This is a genomic window from Azospira sp. MPR-E4 (assembly GCF_058809645.1).
Window position 1 is genome coordinate 103,221 of record NZ_JBXAST010000003.1, and the last position, 16,253, is coordinate 119,473.

Below are 16,253 nucleotides of genomic sequence, written 5' to 3' on the forward strand. Positions count from 1 at the left end.
TGAGGGCGCCCGCCCCCTTAAATGGACTGCTTGATCGCCAGCAGGGCCTGGTTGCGCAGGGTGCGCAGCAGGGACAGCTCCTTTTCCGGGATGACGATGTCCCCGGCACCGTCCTTGTCGGCATAGATCATGGCCACCGGATTGCCCTTGATGGTCAGGGGGAAGAGGACAAAGGTTTCCGAGGTCAGCACCTTGCGGAACCAGTCCGGGATGCGGGGCTTGATCTTGGGGTCGTTGGTGTCGCTGATGAGGATGTCCACACCCTTGGAAATGGCGGCGTGGAAGATGTCCGGCGAAAAGCTCAGGGGAAAGCGGAACTGCCGGGCGATCTCCGTGGCGTCCGGACCGAAGCCGAAACGGCCCTGCATGGTGTTGTGGCGAGCATCCTTGATGCACAGGATGACCCGCTTGAAGCCCATGGCCCGGTACATGGTCTCCAGGATGATGCGCAGGATGTCGTTGAGCTTGTATTCCTCCACCAGGGTGTTGGAAATGTCCTGGATACCGGCGGTGAGGATGGCCTGGGCCGTCGCCGAATCCGGCGCCTGCCCCTCGCCCACCACCGCGGCGGGCAGCAACTCGCCACCCAGCTGTTCGCTGAGGATGGTGCCGGCCATGCTGGAATCGTCCTCGCCGGCAGCCGAGGCGGCCGGCTTCTCCCCCATCCATTCCCGCAATTGCCGGCCGAAGGCGGTCTGCTGCAGGTTGAGGCGGATGATGCTGGCGAATTCCTTGACCTGTTCGATGGACTTCTCGATGGTGCTGCGCAGGTCCCGCTCTTCCACCTTGACGCTGTCGCCGAAGCGGGCCGCCAGCTTCTTCAGTTCCCGGGCCCGCTCGTCGGGGCCGGCCTGGGCGATGATCAGGCACAGCTCGTTGGCATAGGCCGCCAGCACCCGCAGCTTGTCCTCCGGGGTGCTGGGCAGGCGCACATTGCCGCCAGGCAGCTTGCGCATGCTGTTGACGATCAGGGGCGGGAAGCCCCAGGTACGGGCGACGCCGATGCCCAGTTCCTCGTAGGACATGCCCAGCACCTGCAGGGAGGCGGCCTCCTCGCCGATCTCCTTCTGCCCCATGAGCTTCTTCACTTCCTCGCTTTCCTCGGGGAAGTAGTACTGGCACAGCAGGCGCCCCAGATTGTGGAACATGGCGCAGATGAAGGCCTGCTCCACATCCCGGGTGCTGGTCAGGGTGCCGATGTCCTTGGCCAGGATGCCGGCCAGATTGGCCCGCAAGAACTCGTCCTTGAGCTGGGCCGCGTTGGACTTGTTCTGCAGGTGCTCGAAGAGGAGCACGGTGATGGCGATATTGCGCACCGCATCGAAGCCGAGCACGATCACCGCCCGGGACACGGTGCTGATGTTGCCGCCGCCGGCCTGCCGGTAATAGGCCGAATTGACCAGGCGCAGGATCTTGTTGGTGAGGGCGAAGTCCTTGAGGATGGTCATGGACAGCCGGGCGATGCTCTCCGTCTCGGAAGTGGCGATCTTGTTGATGGCGCTGACCGATTCGGAGAGGGCGGGGAAATCGCTCTTGTGCCGCATGCGCCGCAGCAGGAAGTCCAGGGTGCTCTGCTTGCCGCCAGTGGCGGCGCCCTCCTCCTCCACCGGGTCCAGGTAGCTATCCAGGGCCTGCAGGAATTGGGCGACGGATTCGTAGCGGTTGAGGGGATTGCGCGCCGTGGCCTTGTACAGCACGTCCACGATGCGCTCATCCAGGCTGACCTCGCTTGGCAGGCGCAGATCCTCCTGGGTGATGCGCCGCATCACCTGGAAGGGATCGCTGCCCTGGATGGCGCGGCGGCCGGTCAGCAGCTCGTAGAGCACCAGGCCGGCGGCGAAGATGTCGCCCCGCACTCCCACCGTACGCGATTCGATGTACTCGGGCGCCATGTAGGCCGGGGTGCCGGTGAAGTCGCCCTGCTTGCTGTCCAGGTCCTCGATGCGGGCGGCAATGCCGAAGTCCATGACCTGGGGAATGCCGTCCTCGTCCAGGAGGATGTTGGAAGGCTTCAGGTCCCGGTGGATAATGCCCTGTTCGTGGGCACAAGCCACCGCCTCCAGGATGGAGCGCATCAGGGTGACGGCCTTGACCGGGGAGAGGGCCCCCGCATCCTTCAGGTACTGGGCCAGGTTCTTGCCGGGCACATACTGGAAAACCAGGTAAAGATCGCCGTCTTCTTCGCCCGCCTCGAAAATCGGTACGATATTGGCATGTCGCAACTGGCTGACGGTACGCGCTTCCCCCAGCAGGGCGGCATTCTGGGCCGCGTCGGGACGGGAAAAGTGCAAGGTTTTGATGGCGATCTCGCGTTCCAGCTGCGGGTCATACGCCAGGTAAACCACACTTTGGGCTCCCCTACCCAGTTCGCGCCGGATTTCGAAACGTCCGATCTTTTGCAGTGCCATGTCGGCCCCCTTGATGTTTGTCGGCCATTCTAGCCGCTCCGTTGCCTCCCGGACATGGACTAATTCACTGCGGCGCCCGGCCCGGTCATCCAACTGACGGATTTTTCATTAGAATCCGGCCATGTCCGGGAATTCCCGGTACGACAATAATCATAGGTTACTCCCCCCATGCTCTACGACCTGCACGAATTCCAGCACTCCATGCTGACCCCCCTGCGCCTGTGGGCCGAAACCACCCAGCAGCTCTTCGCCAACCCCTTCTCCGCCCTCTCCTACCTGCCGGAAAGCTCCCGCATCGCCGCCGGTTCCGAGCTGATGGCGCGCCTCATCCGCCGCTACGACAAGCCCGCCTTCGGCCTCGACCGCACCACGGTGGAGGGCCGGGAGGTGGCGGTCAGCGAAGCGGTGGCCGTGCACAAGCCCTTCTGCAATCTGCTCCATTTCGTCCGCCAGAGCGGCCAGGCGGCGCCCAGGGTGCTGCTCTGCGCGCCCCTCTCCGGCCATTACGCCACCCTGCTGCGGGACACGGTGCGGGCCCTGCTGCCGGACCACGACGTTTATGTCACCGACTGGATCGACGCCCGCCAGGTCTCCCTGGCCCACGGCCCCTTCCGCTTCGACGACTACGTCAGCTATATCCAGGACTTCATCCGCCACCTGGGGCCGGAGCTCCATGTCATCTCCGTCTGCCAGCCCACCGTGCCGGTGCTGGCGGCCATTTCCCTGCTGGCCGCCGCCGACGATCCCTGCCAGCCCCGCTCCATGACCATGATGGGCGGCCCCATCGACACCAGCATCAATCCCACGGCGGTGAACGACTACGCCAAGAAGCACACCCGGCTGTGGTTCGAGACCAAGGTCATCACCCGGGTGCCGACCAAGTACCCGGGCGCCCTGCGCCGGGTCTATCCGGGCTTCCTGCAGCACGCCGGCTTCGTTTCCATGAACCAGGACCGGCACGTGGACGCCCACCTGGACTTCTACAACCACCTGATCGAGGGCGACGGCGATTCGGCCGAGGCCCACCGCAAGTTCTACGACGAATACAACGCGGTGATGGACCTGCCGGCCGAGTACTACCTGGAAACCCTGGAACGGGTCTTCCTCAACCACTACCTGCCGGAAGGGCGCCTCGTGGTGCACGGCCGGACGGTGGACCCGGCGGCCATCCGCCACACCGCCCTGATGACCGTGGAGGGGGAACTGGACGACATTTCCGCTCCCGGCCAGACCCATGCCGCCCACGACCTGTGCGCCTCCCTGGAGGCGGCCCAGCGGGCCCACTTCCTCTGCCCCGGCGTCGGTCACTACGGCATTTTCAGCGGCCGCCGCTGGCGCGAAGTGATCTATCCCCAGGTGCGCGACTTCATCCGCCGCCACCAGGGCTGAGCCAGCCTAGCCCGCCGCTCCGGGCGGGGCCACCTCCCGGCACCACAGCAGTTCCGGGGTAGTGTCCGGGGTGCCGGCATCGCCTTGGGCAACGCCGAACAGGACAGCGTTCTGGCCCATGTGGCGCCCCAGGGCCAGGGCCAGTTCCCGGTCCAAGACCGGCGCCGTGACGAAAAAGCCGGCTTCCGCCGGCCATTGGCCATCGTCGGCCAGGTTTTCCGCCGCCAGGGCCGGCAGGCCCAGGCTGTGCAGCAGCCCGGCCAGGGCCCGCTGCCGGGCCAGATTGGCAGCCTCGCCGAGGGGCTCGGAGGCCGGATTGCTGGCAGTCACCACCATCCAGGCCCGTCCGCCCCGGGTCGCCACGTAGGCCGCCAGGGCGGGGCACGCCTCGCCCACCCGCAGATCGACGGCCCCCTCGGGCAGCCAAACCCGGTAGGTGGTGGCCCGATAGGCGGCCTGCAAGGCAGCAGGGACGGGGCTTTCGGCCATGCCTGCCCTACTCCTGGCCATCCTCGGGCACTTCCAGGCTCTCCAGCCCGGAAAGCAGGCCGGACGCCTCTCCCGAAGGCAGGGCCTCCACGCTCTTCAATTTGCGCTCGATCTGGCGGGTACGCACTTCGGCGGCGCCGATGCTGTTGGTGGCCTGCTCCAGCTTCTTCTTGGTGGCCGCCAGGGCCTCGCCGAACTTGCCGAACTCGGTCTTCACCGCCCCCAGCACCGACCACACCTCGGAGGAGCGCTTTTCGATGGCCAGGGTGCGGAAGCCCATCTGCAGGCTGTTGAGCATGGCCGTGAGGGTGGTGGGGCCGGAGAGGGAAACCCGGTACTCCCGCTGCAGCATCTCCGCCAGGCCCGGCCGGCGCAGGGCCTCGGCGTAGAGACCTTCGATGGGCAGGTAGAGCAGAGCAAAATCCGTGGTGTGGGGCGGCTCCACGTATTTCTCGCGGATGCTCTTGGCCTCCAGCTTGAGGCGGTTTTCCAGGGCCTTGGCGGCCTCCTCCACCCCGGCCGCGTCGGCCCGCTCCTGGGCGTCCTGCAGCTTCTGGTAATCCTCGATGGGGAACTTGGCGTCGATGGGCAGCCACACCGGCGCATCGGCCAGACCGTCGCCCTTGCCCGGCAGGCGGATGGCGAACTCCACCCGATCGTTGCTGCGGGGCCGGGTGATGACGTTGGTGGCGTACTGCTCCGGCGTCAGGATCTGCTCCAGCAGATTGGACAGCTGCACCTCGCCCCAGGAGCCCCGGGTCTTGACGTTGGTCAGCACCTTTTTCAGGTCGCCGACGCCGGCGGCCAGGGTCTGCATTTCCCCCAGGCCCCGATGCACCTGCTCCAGACGGTCCGAAACCAGCTTGAAGGATTCGCCCAGGCGCTGTTCCAGGGTGGCGTGAAGCTTTTCGTCCACGGTCTTACGCATCTCCTCCAGCTTGCCGGCGTTGTCCGCCTGCAGGGCCACCAGCCGCGCTTCCACCACCTGGCGCAGCTGCTCGAAGCGCTGGTCCAGGGCCTGGGAAACCTGGGCCAGCTGCTGGGCGAAGGCTTCCAGGTGCTGGCCCTGGGTCTGGCCGAACTGGCCCACCTGGGCGTTGAGGGATTCGGCCAGGCGGGCCAGGCCCTGGGCCTGGGCCTCCCGCCCCTGGTGGGATTCGGCGGCGGCCTCCTGGCGGCTGCGGGCCAGCTGCTGGGCGAACACTTCCAGCTGCTGGGCCTGCAACTGGCCCAGCTGGCCGACCTGGCTGCCCAGGGCCTGGGTCAGGCGCACCAGGGCCTCGCTCTGTTCCTCCCGGCCGCGCCGGGCTTCCAGGGCAGATTCCTGGCGGATGGCCGCCAGTTCCTCGCGCAGGGCCCGCTCCTGCCGGGCCAGGGCGCCGTCCACGGCGGCGAACTGGGGCGCCAGGGCCAGGGCGGCATCCTGCCGCTCGCGGCTGCGCAGGAGAAGAAGCACCAGACCGCCGAGAATCAGCAGGGCGAGGACGGTAAGAATCAGCAACAGGGTGTCGGTCATGAAGGTTCCGAAAAAATGCAGACAGGCGGGAACCGCCATTTTACTCGGCCCGGGACCAGGTTCGGGGCGAACGTGACGGAATGCGCCCCCCGGAAGCAGGCCAAAGGGATAAAATGCACCACTGATTCCACTCACCCGCCCGGGCCGTACAAAAACAATATGAAAACCCTTGTCGTCGAGGACGCCAAAACCTCACTGGCTGTGGTTTGCCACCATCTGGAAAGACTCGGCAACATTCCGGTTCCGGCGTCCTGCGGCGCCCAGGCCATCGAACTGTTCCAGTCCGAACGCCCCGACCTGGTGCTGCTCGACGTGGTCCTGCCGGACATGGACGGCTACACCGTGGCCCGGCGCATCCGGGACCTGGAAAAGCCGGGCGAATGGACCCCCATCATCTTCCTCACCGCCATGAGCGGCGACGCCGACCTGGAAAAGGGCATCGCCGCCGGCGGTGACGACTACCTGCAGAAGCCGGTCAGCGACGTGGTGCTGCGGGCCAAGATCCGCGCCATGCAGCGCATCGTGCAGATGCGCCACTCCCTGCTGGTGCTGACGCGCAAGCTGGATGCGGCCAACCAGGAGCTGAAGCGCCTCTCCGCCGTGGACGGCCTCACCGGTGTAGCCAACCGCCGCATGTTCGACGAGGCCCTGGAACGGGAATGGCGCCGCTCCATGCGCCAGGGCACGGAGCTGGCCATCGTCATGTGCGACGTGGATTTCTTCAAGAAATTCAACGACACCTACGGCCACCAGGCCGGTGACGAATGCCTGAAGAAGGTGGCTTCGGCCATGGCCAAGGCCATGGAGCGGGGCGGCGACCTCCTGGCCCGCTACGGCGGCGAGGAGTTTTCCATCATCCTGCCGGACACCAAGCTGGGCGGTGCCACCTTCGTCGCCGAGCGCATGCGCCACAGCGTGGCCCAGCTGAAGATGCCCCATGCCGGTTCCCATCACGGCCAGGTGACCATCAGCTGCGGCGTCTCGGCCTTCGTCGCCAGCCCCGAAACCAGCCCGGAAGCCCTGCTCCTGGCTGCCGACCAGGCCCTCTACCAAGCCAAGCAGGCCGGCCGCAACCAGGTCTGCCGCATGTCCACCGCCCCTGCTCCCTGCCCAGCTCCATGAGTCAGCGTCACCCGAAAATTCTCATCGTTGATGACAACGATGTCATGCGCGCCCTGCTGCGCGGCATCCTGCGCAACGAGGACTACCAGGTGGTGGGCGAGGCCCGCAACGGCATCCAGGCCCTGGAAATGGTGGAGCGCATGACGCCCGACGTGGTTTGCCTCGACGTCATCATGCCGGAAATGAATGGCCTGGAAACCCTGAAGACAATCAAGCGGGACTTCCCCCAGGTGTCGGTGATCATGATCACCGGCAACGCCAGCAAGGAAAACGTCCAGGAAGCCCTGGAACTTGGCGCCAACGGCTTCGTGGTCAAGCCCTTCAACGCCGCCAAGGTGCTCGAGGCCCTCAGCCGGGCCTGACCTCCCCCTGTCCTGCCGCCGCCCGCCGCCGGGTCAGAAGTGGTTTTTCCACTCCCGCAGGGCGGCAAACACCGCCACTTCATCCGCCAGCGCTTGGCCCGCCTGTCTCTCGGCGCTGGCCCGCACTTCCGCCTCGCCGCAACGCAGGAAAGGATTGGTCGCCAGCTCCTCCGCCAGACAGAGGGGCACGGTGGCCTGCCCGGCCTGGCGCATGACCGACACCCGCTGCACCCGGGCGGCCAGGGCCCGGTTGCCCGGTTCCACCGCCAGGGCGAAGTCCAGGTTGGCGGCCGTGTATTCGTGGGCGCAGTAGACCGCGGTCTGGGGCGGCAGTGCCGCCAGGAGGCCCAGGGAATGGGCCATCTGGGCCGGGGTGCCCTCGAACAGCCGCCCGCAGCCGGCGCCGAAGAGGGTGTCGCCACAAAAGAGTACTGGCGCCCCTTCCCACTGGCCGTAATAGGCCAGGTGACCCCGGGTATGACCTGGCACGGCGAGCACCTGCAACTGCAGACCCAGGTCGGCGAACTCCAGGCGCTCCCCACCCCGCAGCGGCTCGCCGACGCCTGTGATAGACTCCGCCGCCGGTCCCAGGACCCGCACCCCGTCGCCCGCCAGGGCGGCAACGCCGTCGCTGTGGTCGGCATGGTGGTGGGTGAGCAGGATGGCCTCCAGCCGGAGTCCTTCCCGGGCCAGGACTGCCTGCACCGGTGCGGCATCGCCCGGATCCACCACCAGGGCCCGGTCGCCGCGCTGCAGCAGCCAGATGTAGTTGTCCTTGAAGGCCGGAATGGCCGAGATGCCCCGCAGGGGCGCGCAAGCAGGTAGACTAGTTTCCATACACGCACTATTGGCGGACCGCGTTCCCATGTCAATTCCCGGACTCGATGCCTGGCTGCAATCCCCCCAGGGGAGCTACGTACTCGAATGGGAGCAGGCCAAGATCGACGCCCTGGTGGCGGACATCTTCGGCTTTCACGCCCTGCAGCTGGGCCTGCCCCAGGTGGACTACCTGCGGGACAACCGCATTCCCCTGCGCCTGAAGGCCGGCGAGTCCGACTTGGTGGATGTACGCTGCGACCTGCGCCAGTTGCCCTTCGCCAGCGCTTCCCTGGATCTGGTGGTTTTGCCCCATGTGCTGGAATTCCTGCCGGACCCGCACCAGATGCTGCGGGAGGTGGAGCGGGTGCTGATTCCCGAAGGCCAGGTGGTCATCGCCGGTTTCAACCCCCTTTCCCTGTGGGGCCTGCGCCGCTACCTGCCGGGCCAGCGGGAGGGTCTCTTCCCCTGGAACGGCAACTATCTCTCGGTGCTGCGCCTGAAGGACTGGCTGGCCCTGCTGGGCTTCGAGGTGGACCGGGGCAATTTCGGCTGCTACGCCCCGCCCTTCGAACAAAGCAAATGGCTGCAGCGCTGCCACTTCATGGAGCCGGCCGGCGACCGCTGGTGGGGCTTTGCCGGCGGCACCTACCTGCTGCGGGCGGTGAAGCGGGTGCCGGGCATGCGCCTGGTGCTGCCGGCCTGGAAAGAACGCAAGGCGCGGGCCAAGGCCCTGGCGCCCATCACTCAGAAGGAAGCGAACGACAATGGCCAATGAGGCAACTGTGGAAATCTATGCCGACGGCGCCTGCAAGGGCAATCCGGGGCCGGGCGGCTGGGGCGTCTTCATGCGCGCCGGCGCCCACGAGAAGGAGCTGTGGGGCGGCGAACGGGACACCACCAACAACCGCATGGAGCTGACTGCCGTCATCCGCGCCCTGGAGGCCCTGAAGCGGCCGGTGCCGGTGAAGCTGTACACCGACTCCAAGTACGTGCAGCAGGGCATCAGCGCCTGGATCCACAACTGGAAGCGCAACGGCTGGCGCACCGCCGACAAGAAGCCGGTGAAGAACGCGGACCTGTGGCAGGAGCTGGACGTGCTGGCCAGACAGTTCCAGGTGGAGTGGACCTGGGTCAAGGGCCATGCCGGCAATCCGGGCAACGAACGGGCCGACGAGCTGGCCAACCGGGGCATCGAGGATCTGCGCCAGAGCGCCTGAAGCCCCATATTCAACGGATTTGATCTAGGCGGCAGATAAACGGGCCGCCCTTGCCTAACATCGGAAACGTCATGCGTCAGATATTTCTAGATACGGAAACCACGGGCCTGGAGCACAAGCAGGGGCACCGCATCATCGAAGTGGCCGGTGTGGAGATGGTCAACCGCCGTCTCACCAACCGCCATTTCCACAAGTACATCAACCCGGAACGGGCCATCGACGAAGGCGCCCAGGCGGTGCACGGCATCAGCCTGGAATTTCTGGCGGACAAGCCCAAGTTCGCCGCCATCGCCGCCGACTTCCTCGACTTCATCCGCGGCGCCGAACTGGTGATCCACAACGCGGCCTTCGACGTGGGCTTCCTCAATGCCGAGCTGGCCCGCCTCAAGCTGCCGCCCGTCGGCGAGGTCTGCTCCGGGGTGGTGGACACCCTGAAGATGGCCAAGGAGATGCACCCGGGCAAGAAGAACAACCTCAACGCCCTGTGCGACCGCTACGAGGTGGACAACTCCCACCGCACCCTGCACGGCGCCTTGCTCGATGCGGAGATTCTGGCCGAAGTGTATGTGGCCATGACCCGGGGTCAGGAAAGCCTGATGATCGACCTGGGCCAGGCGCCGGCTGCCGCCGCGGAAATCGCCATGAGCACGGGCCAGCGCCGCCCCACCCGGGTCCTGCGGGCCAGCATCGAAGAACTGGCCGCCCACGAGCAGGTGCTGGCCGGCATCAACAAGGAAAGCAAGGGCAAGTGCCTGTGGGCGCCGCCCCCGGCCGAGCCTCCCGCCGCATGAGCTTCCTCCGCCGTTGCCCCTGCCTGTGGCTGGCTGCGCTGCTGCTGGCCGCCACGACCGCGACGGCGGCTCCGCTCCCTCCCCTGCAACCCTGGATCGACGCCACTCCCGCCGGTGGCGTCCTGGTGCCGCCACCGGGCGTCTATGCCGGGCCGGTACGCATCGACAAGCCCCTGCATGTGGACGGTAAGGGCAAGGTGACCATCGACAACGGTGGCCACGGCACCATCCTCAGTCTCAGGGCCAGCGGCGCCAGCCTCAAGGGGCTGCGCCTGGTGGGCAGCGGCGATTCCCACGACCAGCTGGATGCGGCCATCAGCATCGAGGGCCACGACAACCTGATCGAAGGCAACGTGATCGAGGCCAGCCTCTTCGGCATTTCCCTCAAGCAGTCGGACCACAACATCCTGCGCCGCAACCGCATTCGCTCCTTCAACGTGGATTCGGCGGACCGGGGCGATGCCCTGCGCCTGTGGTACAGCGCCGGCAACCTGATCGAGGATAACGACATTGCCCAGACCCGGGACCTGACCATCACCAACGCCCCGCGCAACCACTTCCGCCGCAACACCATCCGGGACAGCCGGCGCGGCATGAACTTCCTCTTCGCCAACCGCAGCCGCATCGAGGACAACGTGCTGGAGCGCAACTCCACCGGCATCGTCATTATGAATTCGGAAGGCGCCATCCTGCGCCGCAACCGGGTCCTGCACGCCATGGACGCCTCCGGCGCCGGCATCGCCCTGAAGGAGACGGCGGCCATCCTGGTGGAAGACAACGACATCATCCATTGCGCCGTCGGCATCATGGCCGACTCCCCTTCCCATCCCCTCAACCGCATCGTCCTGCACCGCAACCGCCTGGCCCACAACGTCACCGGGGTCAATTTCTACGGCGAACGGGGCGGCCACATCGCCATCGCCAACCGCTTCGAGAACAATCTGTGGCAGGTCATGGCCAGCAATGCGGGGGACCAGCAGAACGACTTCTGGCTGGGCAACTACTGGGACGACTATCAGGGTTTCGACCGCAACGGCGACGGCTGGGGCGACACCCCCCACGAGATTTACGCCTACGCCGACCGCATCTGGATGGACACGCCGGCGGCCCGCTTCTTCCGCAATTCGCCGGTGCTGGAGATGCTGGACTTCCTGGAAAGGCTGGCGCCCTTCTCCCACCCCACCCTGATCCTGCAGGACCCGAAACCGCGCATCCTGCGCGGCAAGAGCTGAGGCTCCCTAGAACAGGCTTGCCACCACGTCCTGGTCCCGCTTGGCCAGGCGCTCCAGGCCGTTCAGGACTTCCTTCGAGGCGCCATGGTCCCGGGCGTGGGCGAGAAAGCTCTGCACCGCCTTTTCCAGGGGGTAATCGGAAGTCTGCCAGTCATGGTTGAACTGGCTGGCCAGGAGCCGCTGGGCCGTCAGCTTGCCGCTGCGCATGGGCACCAGGGTCACCTGCTGGCCGTCGTGGCGAATCACCACGGCCATGGTCAGGGCCTGATTGGTGACGATCAATTGAGGTCTTCCTTTTTCGGCAGGGGCAGGCGGAAGACGCCGATCCCCTCCTCCTCCAGTTCGGCGAATTCCTCGTCCGAAGCCTGGCCCCGGATGGAGCGCCGGGGCACTTCCTCGTTGTGCATCTTGCGGGCCTCCTCGGCAAAGGCCGAGCCCACATCGTCGCTGACGCTCATGAGGAAATCCACCACCTGGCGATAGGCAGTCAGAGGCGACAGGGAGGTCTCCACGGTCGCAGGCGGAGCCTCAGCCGCCGGCGCCGCCCCTTCACCGCCCTGGGCCAGGTGGATGCCGGCCGGGATCTTGCGGATCTGGTGGGAATTGCAGTGGGGACAGGTGACCAGGCCCCGTTCCTGCTGGGACTGATAGTCCTCGGCGGATCGGAACCAGCCTTCAAAGCGGTGCTCCTGCTCGCAGGAGAGTTCAAAGATGATCAATTGGGTGCCAGGCGTCGTGGTGCCCGGGACGGGACTTGAACCCGTAAGCCTTGCGGCGGCGGATTTTAAGTCCGCTGTGTATACCAATTTCACCACCCGGGCGGATGCGAAAGGCAGGATTATAGCGGCTTCCCGCCGGGCGGGGCAGCCAGAACGCCAAACGGCGAGGCTTTCAGGCCTGGGTATCGATGATCCTGCCGGTCACCTGCCCTTGCCCATTGACGACGGGGGACGGCGCCTGGGCCGGATTCTGACTGTCGCCCTTGTCGCCGGCGACCGGTGCCGCGGGCTGGGACTGCAATCCCAATCTGGCGGCCAGATTGGTGCGCGCCACGATGGCGAACATATTGCCGTTGCTGATCGGTTTGATGCCCATGGGAGACTCCCGCCGACGCGTCTACCTAACTGTAGATGATGCAACGGGAAAGTGCGGGAAGAGAATCGGCCCGGGGAGAAGCTGCGGCGGAAGCCTGAATGCAAAAAGGGCAGTGCTTGCGCACTGCCCTTTTCAATTTGGAGCGGGAAAAGAGTCTCGAACTCTCGACCTCAACCTTGGCAAGGTTGCGCTCTACCAACTGAGCTATTCCCGCATGAAGCTTTTTACTGCCGGCCGGACATCAATCCGGCCTTGGAGAAACTGGAGCGGGAGAAGAGTCTCGAACTCTCGACCTCAACCTTGGCAAGGTTGCGCTCTACCAACTGAGCTACTCCCGCGTATTGCTTTTCAACCTGGAGGCGCGAGCCGGAGTCGAACCGACCTACACGGATTTGCAATCCGGTGCATAACCGCTTTGCTATCGCGCCAGAAACATTCTTACTGCTGCTGAAGAAAGCGGTCAGCTCTCTCCTCGAATTCTGGAGCGGGAAAAGAGTCTCGAACTCTCGACCTCAACCTTGGCAAGGTTGCGCTCTACCAACTGAGCTATTCCCGCGTCGTGTTGATCAGTGCTGCAATCAACGAGGTCCGCATTATAAGGCCTTTCGCGGGCCTGTCAACAGTTCCGCGACGGCAATTATTTTTCCGTGTGCTGGAGGATTTGCGGCCAGGCCATGCGCATGTAATAGCCCATGGACCACAGGGTCAGCACGGCGGCGATATAAATCAACCACGTACCGGCGGCCATGACGTCGATGCCGGCCACCGGCTCCTGCAGCAAGAGCAGGGGAATGGCGGCCATCTGGGCGGTGGTCTTGATCTTGCCGATCATGGAGACGGCCACGCTTTTCGAGGCACCGATCTGGGCCATCCACTCGCGCAGGGCGGAAATGGTGATTTCCCGGCCGATGATGACGGCGGCGATGACCGCGTTGGTGCGATCCAGCTGCACCAGCATGATGAGGGCCGTGGCCACCATCAGCTTGTCCGCCACCGGATCGAGGAAGGCGCCGAAAGCCGAGGTCTGGTTGAGAGCCCGGGCCAGGTAGCCGTCGAACCAGTCGGTGAGGCCGGCCACGACGAAGACCAGGGTGGCAGTCAGGTTGCGCTCCTGCAGGCTGGCCCAGGATTCGGGCACGTAGTAGATGCCGATCAGCAGGGGGATCAGGACGATGCGCAGCCAAGTGAGAAGGATAGGTATGTTGAAGGGCATTCAGTGCAACGCCGAATAGATTCGTTCCGCCAGATCCCGACTGATGCCAGGCACTTCGGCCAGCCGGTCCACGCTTGCGCCGGCGATGCCCTGGAGTCCGCCGAAATGGGCGATCAGGGCCTTGCGCCGGGTCGGGCCGACCCCGGGGATTTCCTCCAGGGTCGAAGTCCTGCGGGCCTTGCCGCGCTGGGCGCGGTGTCCGGAAACGGCGAAACGGTGGGACTCGTCGCGGATTTCCTGGATCAGGTGCAAGGCCGGGTGTGTCGAGGGCAATTGTAACGGCTTTCGCCCGTCGGGAAAGATCAGTTGTTCCAGCCCGACCTTGCGCTCCACGCCTTTGGCGACGCCGATCATGGGCACATGGGCCAGCCCCAGTTCCTCCAGGGCGCTGTAGGCGACGCCGACCTGGCCCTTGCCGCCGTCGATGAGGATCAGGTCCGGGCAGACGCCCTCCCCCACCGCCACCTTGTCGTAGCGCCGGGAAACGGCCTGGCGCATGGCGGCGTAGTCGTCGCCCTTCTGGATGTCGCGGATGTTGTAGCGCCGGTATTCGGACTTGCGCATGCCGTTGCCCTGGTACACCACGCAGGAGGCCACGGTGGCTTCGCCCTGGGTGTGGCTGATATCGAAGCACTCGATGCGCTGCGGCAGCTCCGCCAGGCCCAGGGCTTCCTGCAGGGCTTCCAGGCGCTGTCCCTGCATGGACAGGGTGGCCCGGCGCGAGGCGATGGCGATGCGGGCGTTCTGCACCGCCATTTCCACCCACATGCGGTGGGCCGTCTGGCGCGGTTCCTGGATCGGCACCGGCCGCTCGGCCAGGGCCGCCAGGCTCTCGGCCGCCTCTTCGTCCGCCGGCGGCACATTGACCAGGATGCGGGCGGGAATGGGATGCTCCCGGTAATGCTGGTCGAGGAAGGCGGCGATGGCCTCGGCCGGCTCGCAATCCGCCGCATTCTTGGGAAACAGGGGCTTGTCGCCCAGGTGCTGGCCGCCGCGGATCATGGCCAGGTTGAGGCAGAGCATGCCCGACTCCTGCACCGCCACCACCACGTCCGCATCCTCGTCGCGGCCGCTGTCCACGTACTGTTTTTCCTGGATGCGGCGCAGGCCCTGGATGCGGTCCCGCAGCACGGCGGCCTGTTCGAAGGCCAGAGCCATGGAGGCCTGTTCCATGGCTTCGGTCAGGCGCTGGATCACCTCGTGCTGCTTGCCCTTGAGGAACATGGCGGCCAGCTGCACGTCCTTGGCGTAATCCTCGGCGGAGATAAGGCCGACGCAGGGACCGCTGCAGCGGTGGATCTGGTACAGCAGACAGGGCCGGGAGCGGTTGGCGAAGACCGAATCCTCGCAGGTGCGCAGGTGGAAAGTCTTCTGCAGCAGGTGGATGGAGTCCCGCACCACCGAGGCTGCCGGGAAGGGGCCGTAGTAGTCGGCCTTGCGGTCCGGGGCGCCGCGGAAGAAGGCCAGGCGCGGGAATTGATCCCGGGTCAGCTGCACATAGGGGTAGGACTTGTCGTCCCGGAAGAGGATGTTGAAGGGCGGGTCCAGGCTCTTGATGAGGTTGTTTTCCAGCAGCAGGGCCTCTGCCTCGGAGCGGGTCACGGTGGTATCGATGCCGCAGATGCGGCTCACCATGAGGGCGATGCGGGGGCTGGAAACGGTGCGCTGGAAATAGGACGAAACGCGCTTCTTCAGGTTCTTCGCCTTGCCGACATAGAGCACCTTGCCCTCGGCGTCGAGCATGCGATAGACCCCCGGCAGGTCCGTCAGGGTCGCCAGGAAGGTCTTGGCGTCGAAGGCCGGTGCTGCCGGCCCGGCCGCCGGGGCCGTTGCTTCCGGAGACTCGCTCATGGCGTCCTCAGCCGAGCCGGTCCAGCTTGTCGCGGATGGAGCCCACCACGGCCTCGAAGCCCTCGGTGGTGAGGCGCCCGGTGCGGGTGTTGTAGCCGCTGCAGTGGTAGCTGGTGAACGTCTCGATGCCGCCGGGCAGCACATGGCGCACGGCATGGCCGAAGGGGTAGTCCTTCACCTTCAGGCCGAAGGTGCGCAGCACCGCCTGGTGGGCCACGGCGCCCAGGATGAGGATGGCCCGCAGGTTGGGCATGCTGGCTATTTCCTGGCCCAGGTAGTCGTTGCACTGGCGGATTTCCACCGGCAGGGGCTTGTTCTGGGGCGGCAGGCAGCGCACCGCGTTGGTGATGCGGCAGTCCTTCAGCTCCAGGCCCGTATTGGCCCAGCCTTCCGCATTGAGGGGCCAGGCCTCGGTGGCGAAGCCGAACTTGTGCAGGGAGGGATAGAGCAGCTCCCCGGCGATGTCGCCGGTAAACGGCCGACCGGTGCGGTTGGCACCCCGCTCCCCGGGGCCCAGGCCCACCACCAGCAGGCGGGATTCCAGACTGCCGAAGGACGGCACCGGGCGGGCATGCCAGTCCGGGTCCCGCTGGCGGATGGCGGCCAGATGGGCGGCCAGGCGGGGACAATCGGTACAGTCGGTGGAAAAGGTGTGGGTCGGGGCAAGCATGGGGAAAAAGGTCCGTGACAACGAGGCGGAAAGGCTGAAATGGTACCATGCGGCCCCATGGAAGCCCCCGCCCCGGCGC

At 65.9% G+C, this 16,253-nt stretch carries 17 protein-coding genes and 5 tRNA genes; 7 read left to right on the forward strand and 15 right to left on the reverse strand.

Annotated elements, in window-relative coordinates; translation table 11 throughout:
• Window positions 1–17: 17 nt before the first annotated feature.
• Window positions 18–2,408 (reverse strand): protein kinase domain-containing protein, encoded by a 2,391-nt coding sequence (locus AC1RTA_RS02030; protein ID WP_492783826.1) that lies wholly within the window; start codon window positions 2,406–2,408, stop codon window positions 18–20.
• A 168-nt stretch (window positions 2,409–2,576) separates the two neighbouring features.
• Between AC1RTA_RS02030 and AC1RTA_RS02035 the strand changes: the two genes are divergently transcribed.
• The gene (locus AC1RTA_RS02035) at window positions 2,577–3,797 is read left to right on the forward strand and encodes a polyhydroxyalkanoate depolymerase (RefSeq protein WP_492783827.1); all 1,221 of its coding nucleotides are present in this window, start codon (window positions 2,577–2,579) and stop codon (window positions 3,795–3,797) included.
• Between the two features lie 6 nt (window positions 3,798–3,803).
• Here AC1RTA_RS02035 and AC1RTA_RS02040 read toward each other — a convergent pair whose 3' ends face one another.
• Complete coding sequence (locus AC1RTA_RS02040) at window positions 3,804–4,286, reverse strand: DUF3293 domain-containing protein (protein WP_492783828.1); 483 nt, start codon at window positions 4,284–4,286, stop codon at window positions 3,804–3,806.
• Between the two features lie 7 nt (window positions 4,287–4,293).
• Entirely contained in the window at window positions 4,294–5,802 is a 1,509-nt protein-coding gene (locus tag AC1RTA_RS02045) for a DNA recombination protein RmuC (protein WP_492783829.1), read from the reverse strand.
• 159 nt (window positions 5,803–5,961) lie between these two features.
• Between AC1RTA_RS02045 and AC1RTA_RS02050 the strand changes: the two genes are divergently transcribed.
• Both AC1RTA_RS02050 and AC1RTA_RS02055 read left to right on the forward strand, forming a co-directional pair.
• Window positions 5,962–6,924 (forward strand): diguanylate cyclase domain-containing protein, encoded by a 963-nt coding sequence (locus tag AC1RTA_RS02050; RefSeq protein WP_492783830.1) that lies wholly within the window; start codon window positions 5,962–5,964, stop codon window positions 6,922–6,924.
• Window positions 6,921–7,286 carry a response regulator transcription factor gene (locus AC1RTA_RS02055; RefSeq protein WP_014237532.1) on the forward strand — a complete coding sequence of 122 codons (366 nt, stop codon included), beginning with the start codon at window positions 6,921–6,923 and terminating at the stop codon, window positions 7,284–7,286. Before AC1RTA_RS02050 ends, AC1RTA_RS02055 begins: the two co-directional genes overlap by 4 nt.
• Before the next feature lie 33 nt (window positions 7,287–7,319).
• Here AC1RTA_RS02055 and gloB read toward each other — a convergent pair whose 3' ends face one another.
• Window positions 7,320–8,123 carry a hydroxyacylglutathione hydrolase gene (gene gloB, locus AC1RTA_RS02060; protein ID WP_492783831.1) on the reverse strand — a complete coding sequence of 268 codons (804 nt, stop codon included), beginning with the start codon at window positions 8,121–8,123 and terminating at the stop codon, window positions 7,320–7,322.
• Window positions 8,124–8,151: 28 nt separating this feature from the next.
• On the opposite strand from gloB, the gene AC1RTA_RS02065 reads away from it, so the two are divergent.
• From AC1RTA_RS02065 to nosD, 4 genes are all read left to right on the forward strand, one after another.
• Window positions 8,152–8,880, forward strand: a complete 729-nt coding sequence (locus AC1RTA_RS02065; RefSeq protein ID WP_492783832.1) for a class I SAM-dependent methyltransferase — start codon at window positions 8,152–8,154, stop codon at window positions 8,878–8,880.
• Window positions 8,870–9,322 carry a ribonuclease HI gene (gene rnhA, locus AC1RTA_RS02070; RefSeq protein WP_014237529.1) on the forward strand — a complete coding sequence of 151 codons (453 nt, stop codon included), beginning with the start codon at window positions 8,870–8,872 and terminating at the stop codon, window positions 9,320–9,322. The genes AC1RTA_RS02065 and rnhA overlap by 11 nt, the downstream gene beginning before the upstream one ends.
• Window positions 9,323–9,393: 71 nt before the next feature.
• Window positions 9,394–10,113, forward strand: a complete 720-nt coding sequence (dnaQ, locus tag AC1RTA_RS02075; RefSeq protein ID WP_014237528.1) for a DNA polymerase III subunit epsilon — start codon at window positions 9,394–9,396, stop codon at window positions 10,111–10,113.
• The gene (nosD, locus tag AC1RTA_RS02080) at window positions 10,110–11,345 is read left to right on the forward strand and encodes a nitrous oxide reductase family maturation protein NosD (RefSeq protein WP_492783833.1); all 1,236 of its coding nucleotides are present in this window, start codon (window positions 10,110–10,112) and stop codon (window positions 11,343–11,345) included. The genes dnaQ and nosD overlap by 4 nt, the downstream gene beginning before the upstream one ends.
• Window positions 11,346–11,351: 6 nt before the next feature.
• On the opposite strand, the gene AC1RTA_RS02085 is transcribed toward nosD, so the two are convergent.
• From AC1RTA_RS02085 to AC1RTA_RS02135, 11 genes are all read right to left on the reverse strand, one after another.
• The gene (locus AC1RTA_RS02085) at window positions 11,352–11,627 is read right to left on the reverse strand and encodes a DUF2795 domain-containing protein (protein ID WP_014237526.1); all 276 of its coding nucleotides are present in this window, start codon (window positions 11,625–11,627) and stop codon (window positions 11,352–11,354) included.
• A complete protein-coding gene (locus AC1RTA_RS02090) occupies window positions 11,624–12,064 on the reverse strand; it encodes a DUF1178 family protein (protein WP_287875870.1) in 441 nt (146 codons plus the stop codon). The genes AC1RTA_RS02085 and AC1RTA_RS02090 overlap by 4 nt, the downstream gene beginning before the upstream one ends.
• 17 nt (window positions 12,065–12,081) lie before the next feature.
• Window positions 12,082–12,166 (reverse strand) — tRNA-Leu (locus tag AC1RTA_RS02095).
• A 70-nt stretch (window positions 12,167–12,236) separates the two neighbouring features.
• Window positions 12,237–12,440, reverse strand: coding sequence for a hypothetical protein (locus AC1RTA_RS02100; protein ID WP_130458498.1), 204 nt, complete (start codon window positions 12,438–12,440; stop codon window positions 12,237–12,239).
• Window positions 12,441–12,578: 138 nt separating this feature from the next.
• Window positions 12,579–12,654, reverse strand: a tRNA-Gly gene (locus AC1RTA_RS02105).
• A gap of 48 nt (window positions 12,655–12,702) precedes the next feature.
• Window positions 12,703–12,778 (reverse strand) — tRNA-Gly (locus AC1RTA_RS02110).
• Between the two features lie 16 nt (window positions 12,779–12,794).
• Window positions 12,795–12,868 (reverse strand) — tRNA-Cys (locus AC1RTA_RS02115).
• 52 nt (window positions 12,869–12,920) lie between these two features.
• Window positions 12,921–12,996, reverse strand: a tRNA-Gly gene (locus AC1RTA_RS02120).
• Window positions 12,997–13,077: 81 nt separating this feature from the next.
• Entirely contained in the window at window positions 13,078–13,653 is a 576-nt protein-coding gene (pgsA, locus tag AC1RTA_RS02125) for a CDP-diacylglycerol--glycerol-3-phosphate 3-phosphatidyltransferase (protein WP_492783834.1), read from the reverse strand.
• On the reverse strand, window positions 13,654–15,504 hold the full coding sequence (gene uvrC / locus AC1RTA_RS02130; protein ID WP_014237522.1) for an excinuclease ABC subunit UvrC: 1,851 nt from the start codon (window positions 15,502–15,504) through the stop codon (window positions 13,654–13,656).
• A 7-nt stretch (window positions 15,505–15,511) separates the two neighbouring features.
• A complete protein-coding gene (locus tag AC1RTA_RS02135) occupies window positions 15,512–16,174 on the reverse strand; it encodes a uracil-DNA glycosylase (protein ID WP_492783835.1) in 663 nt (220 codons plus the stop codon).
• Window positions 16,175–16,253: the final 79 nt, after the last annotated feature.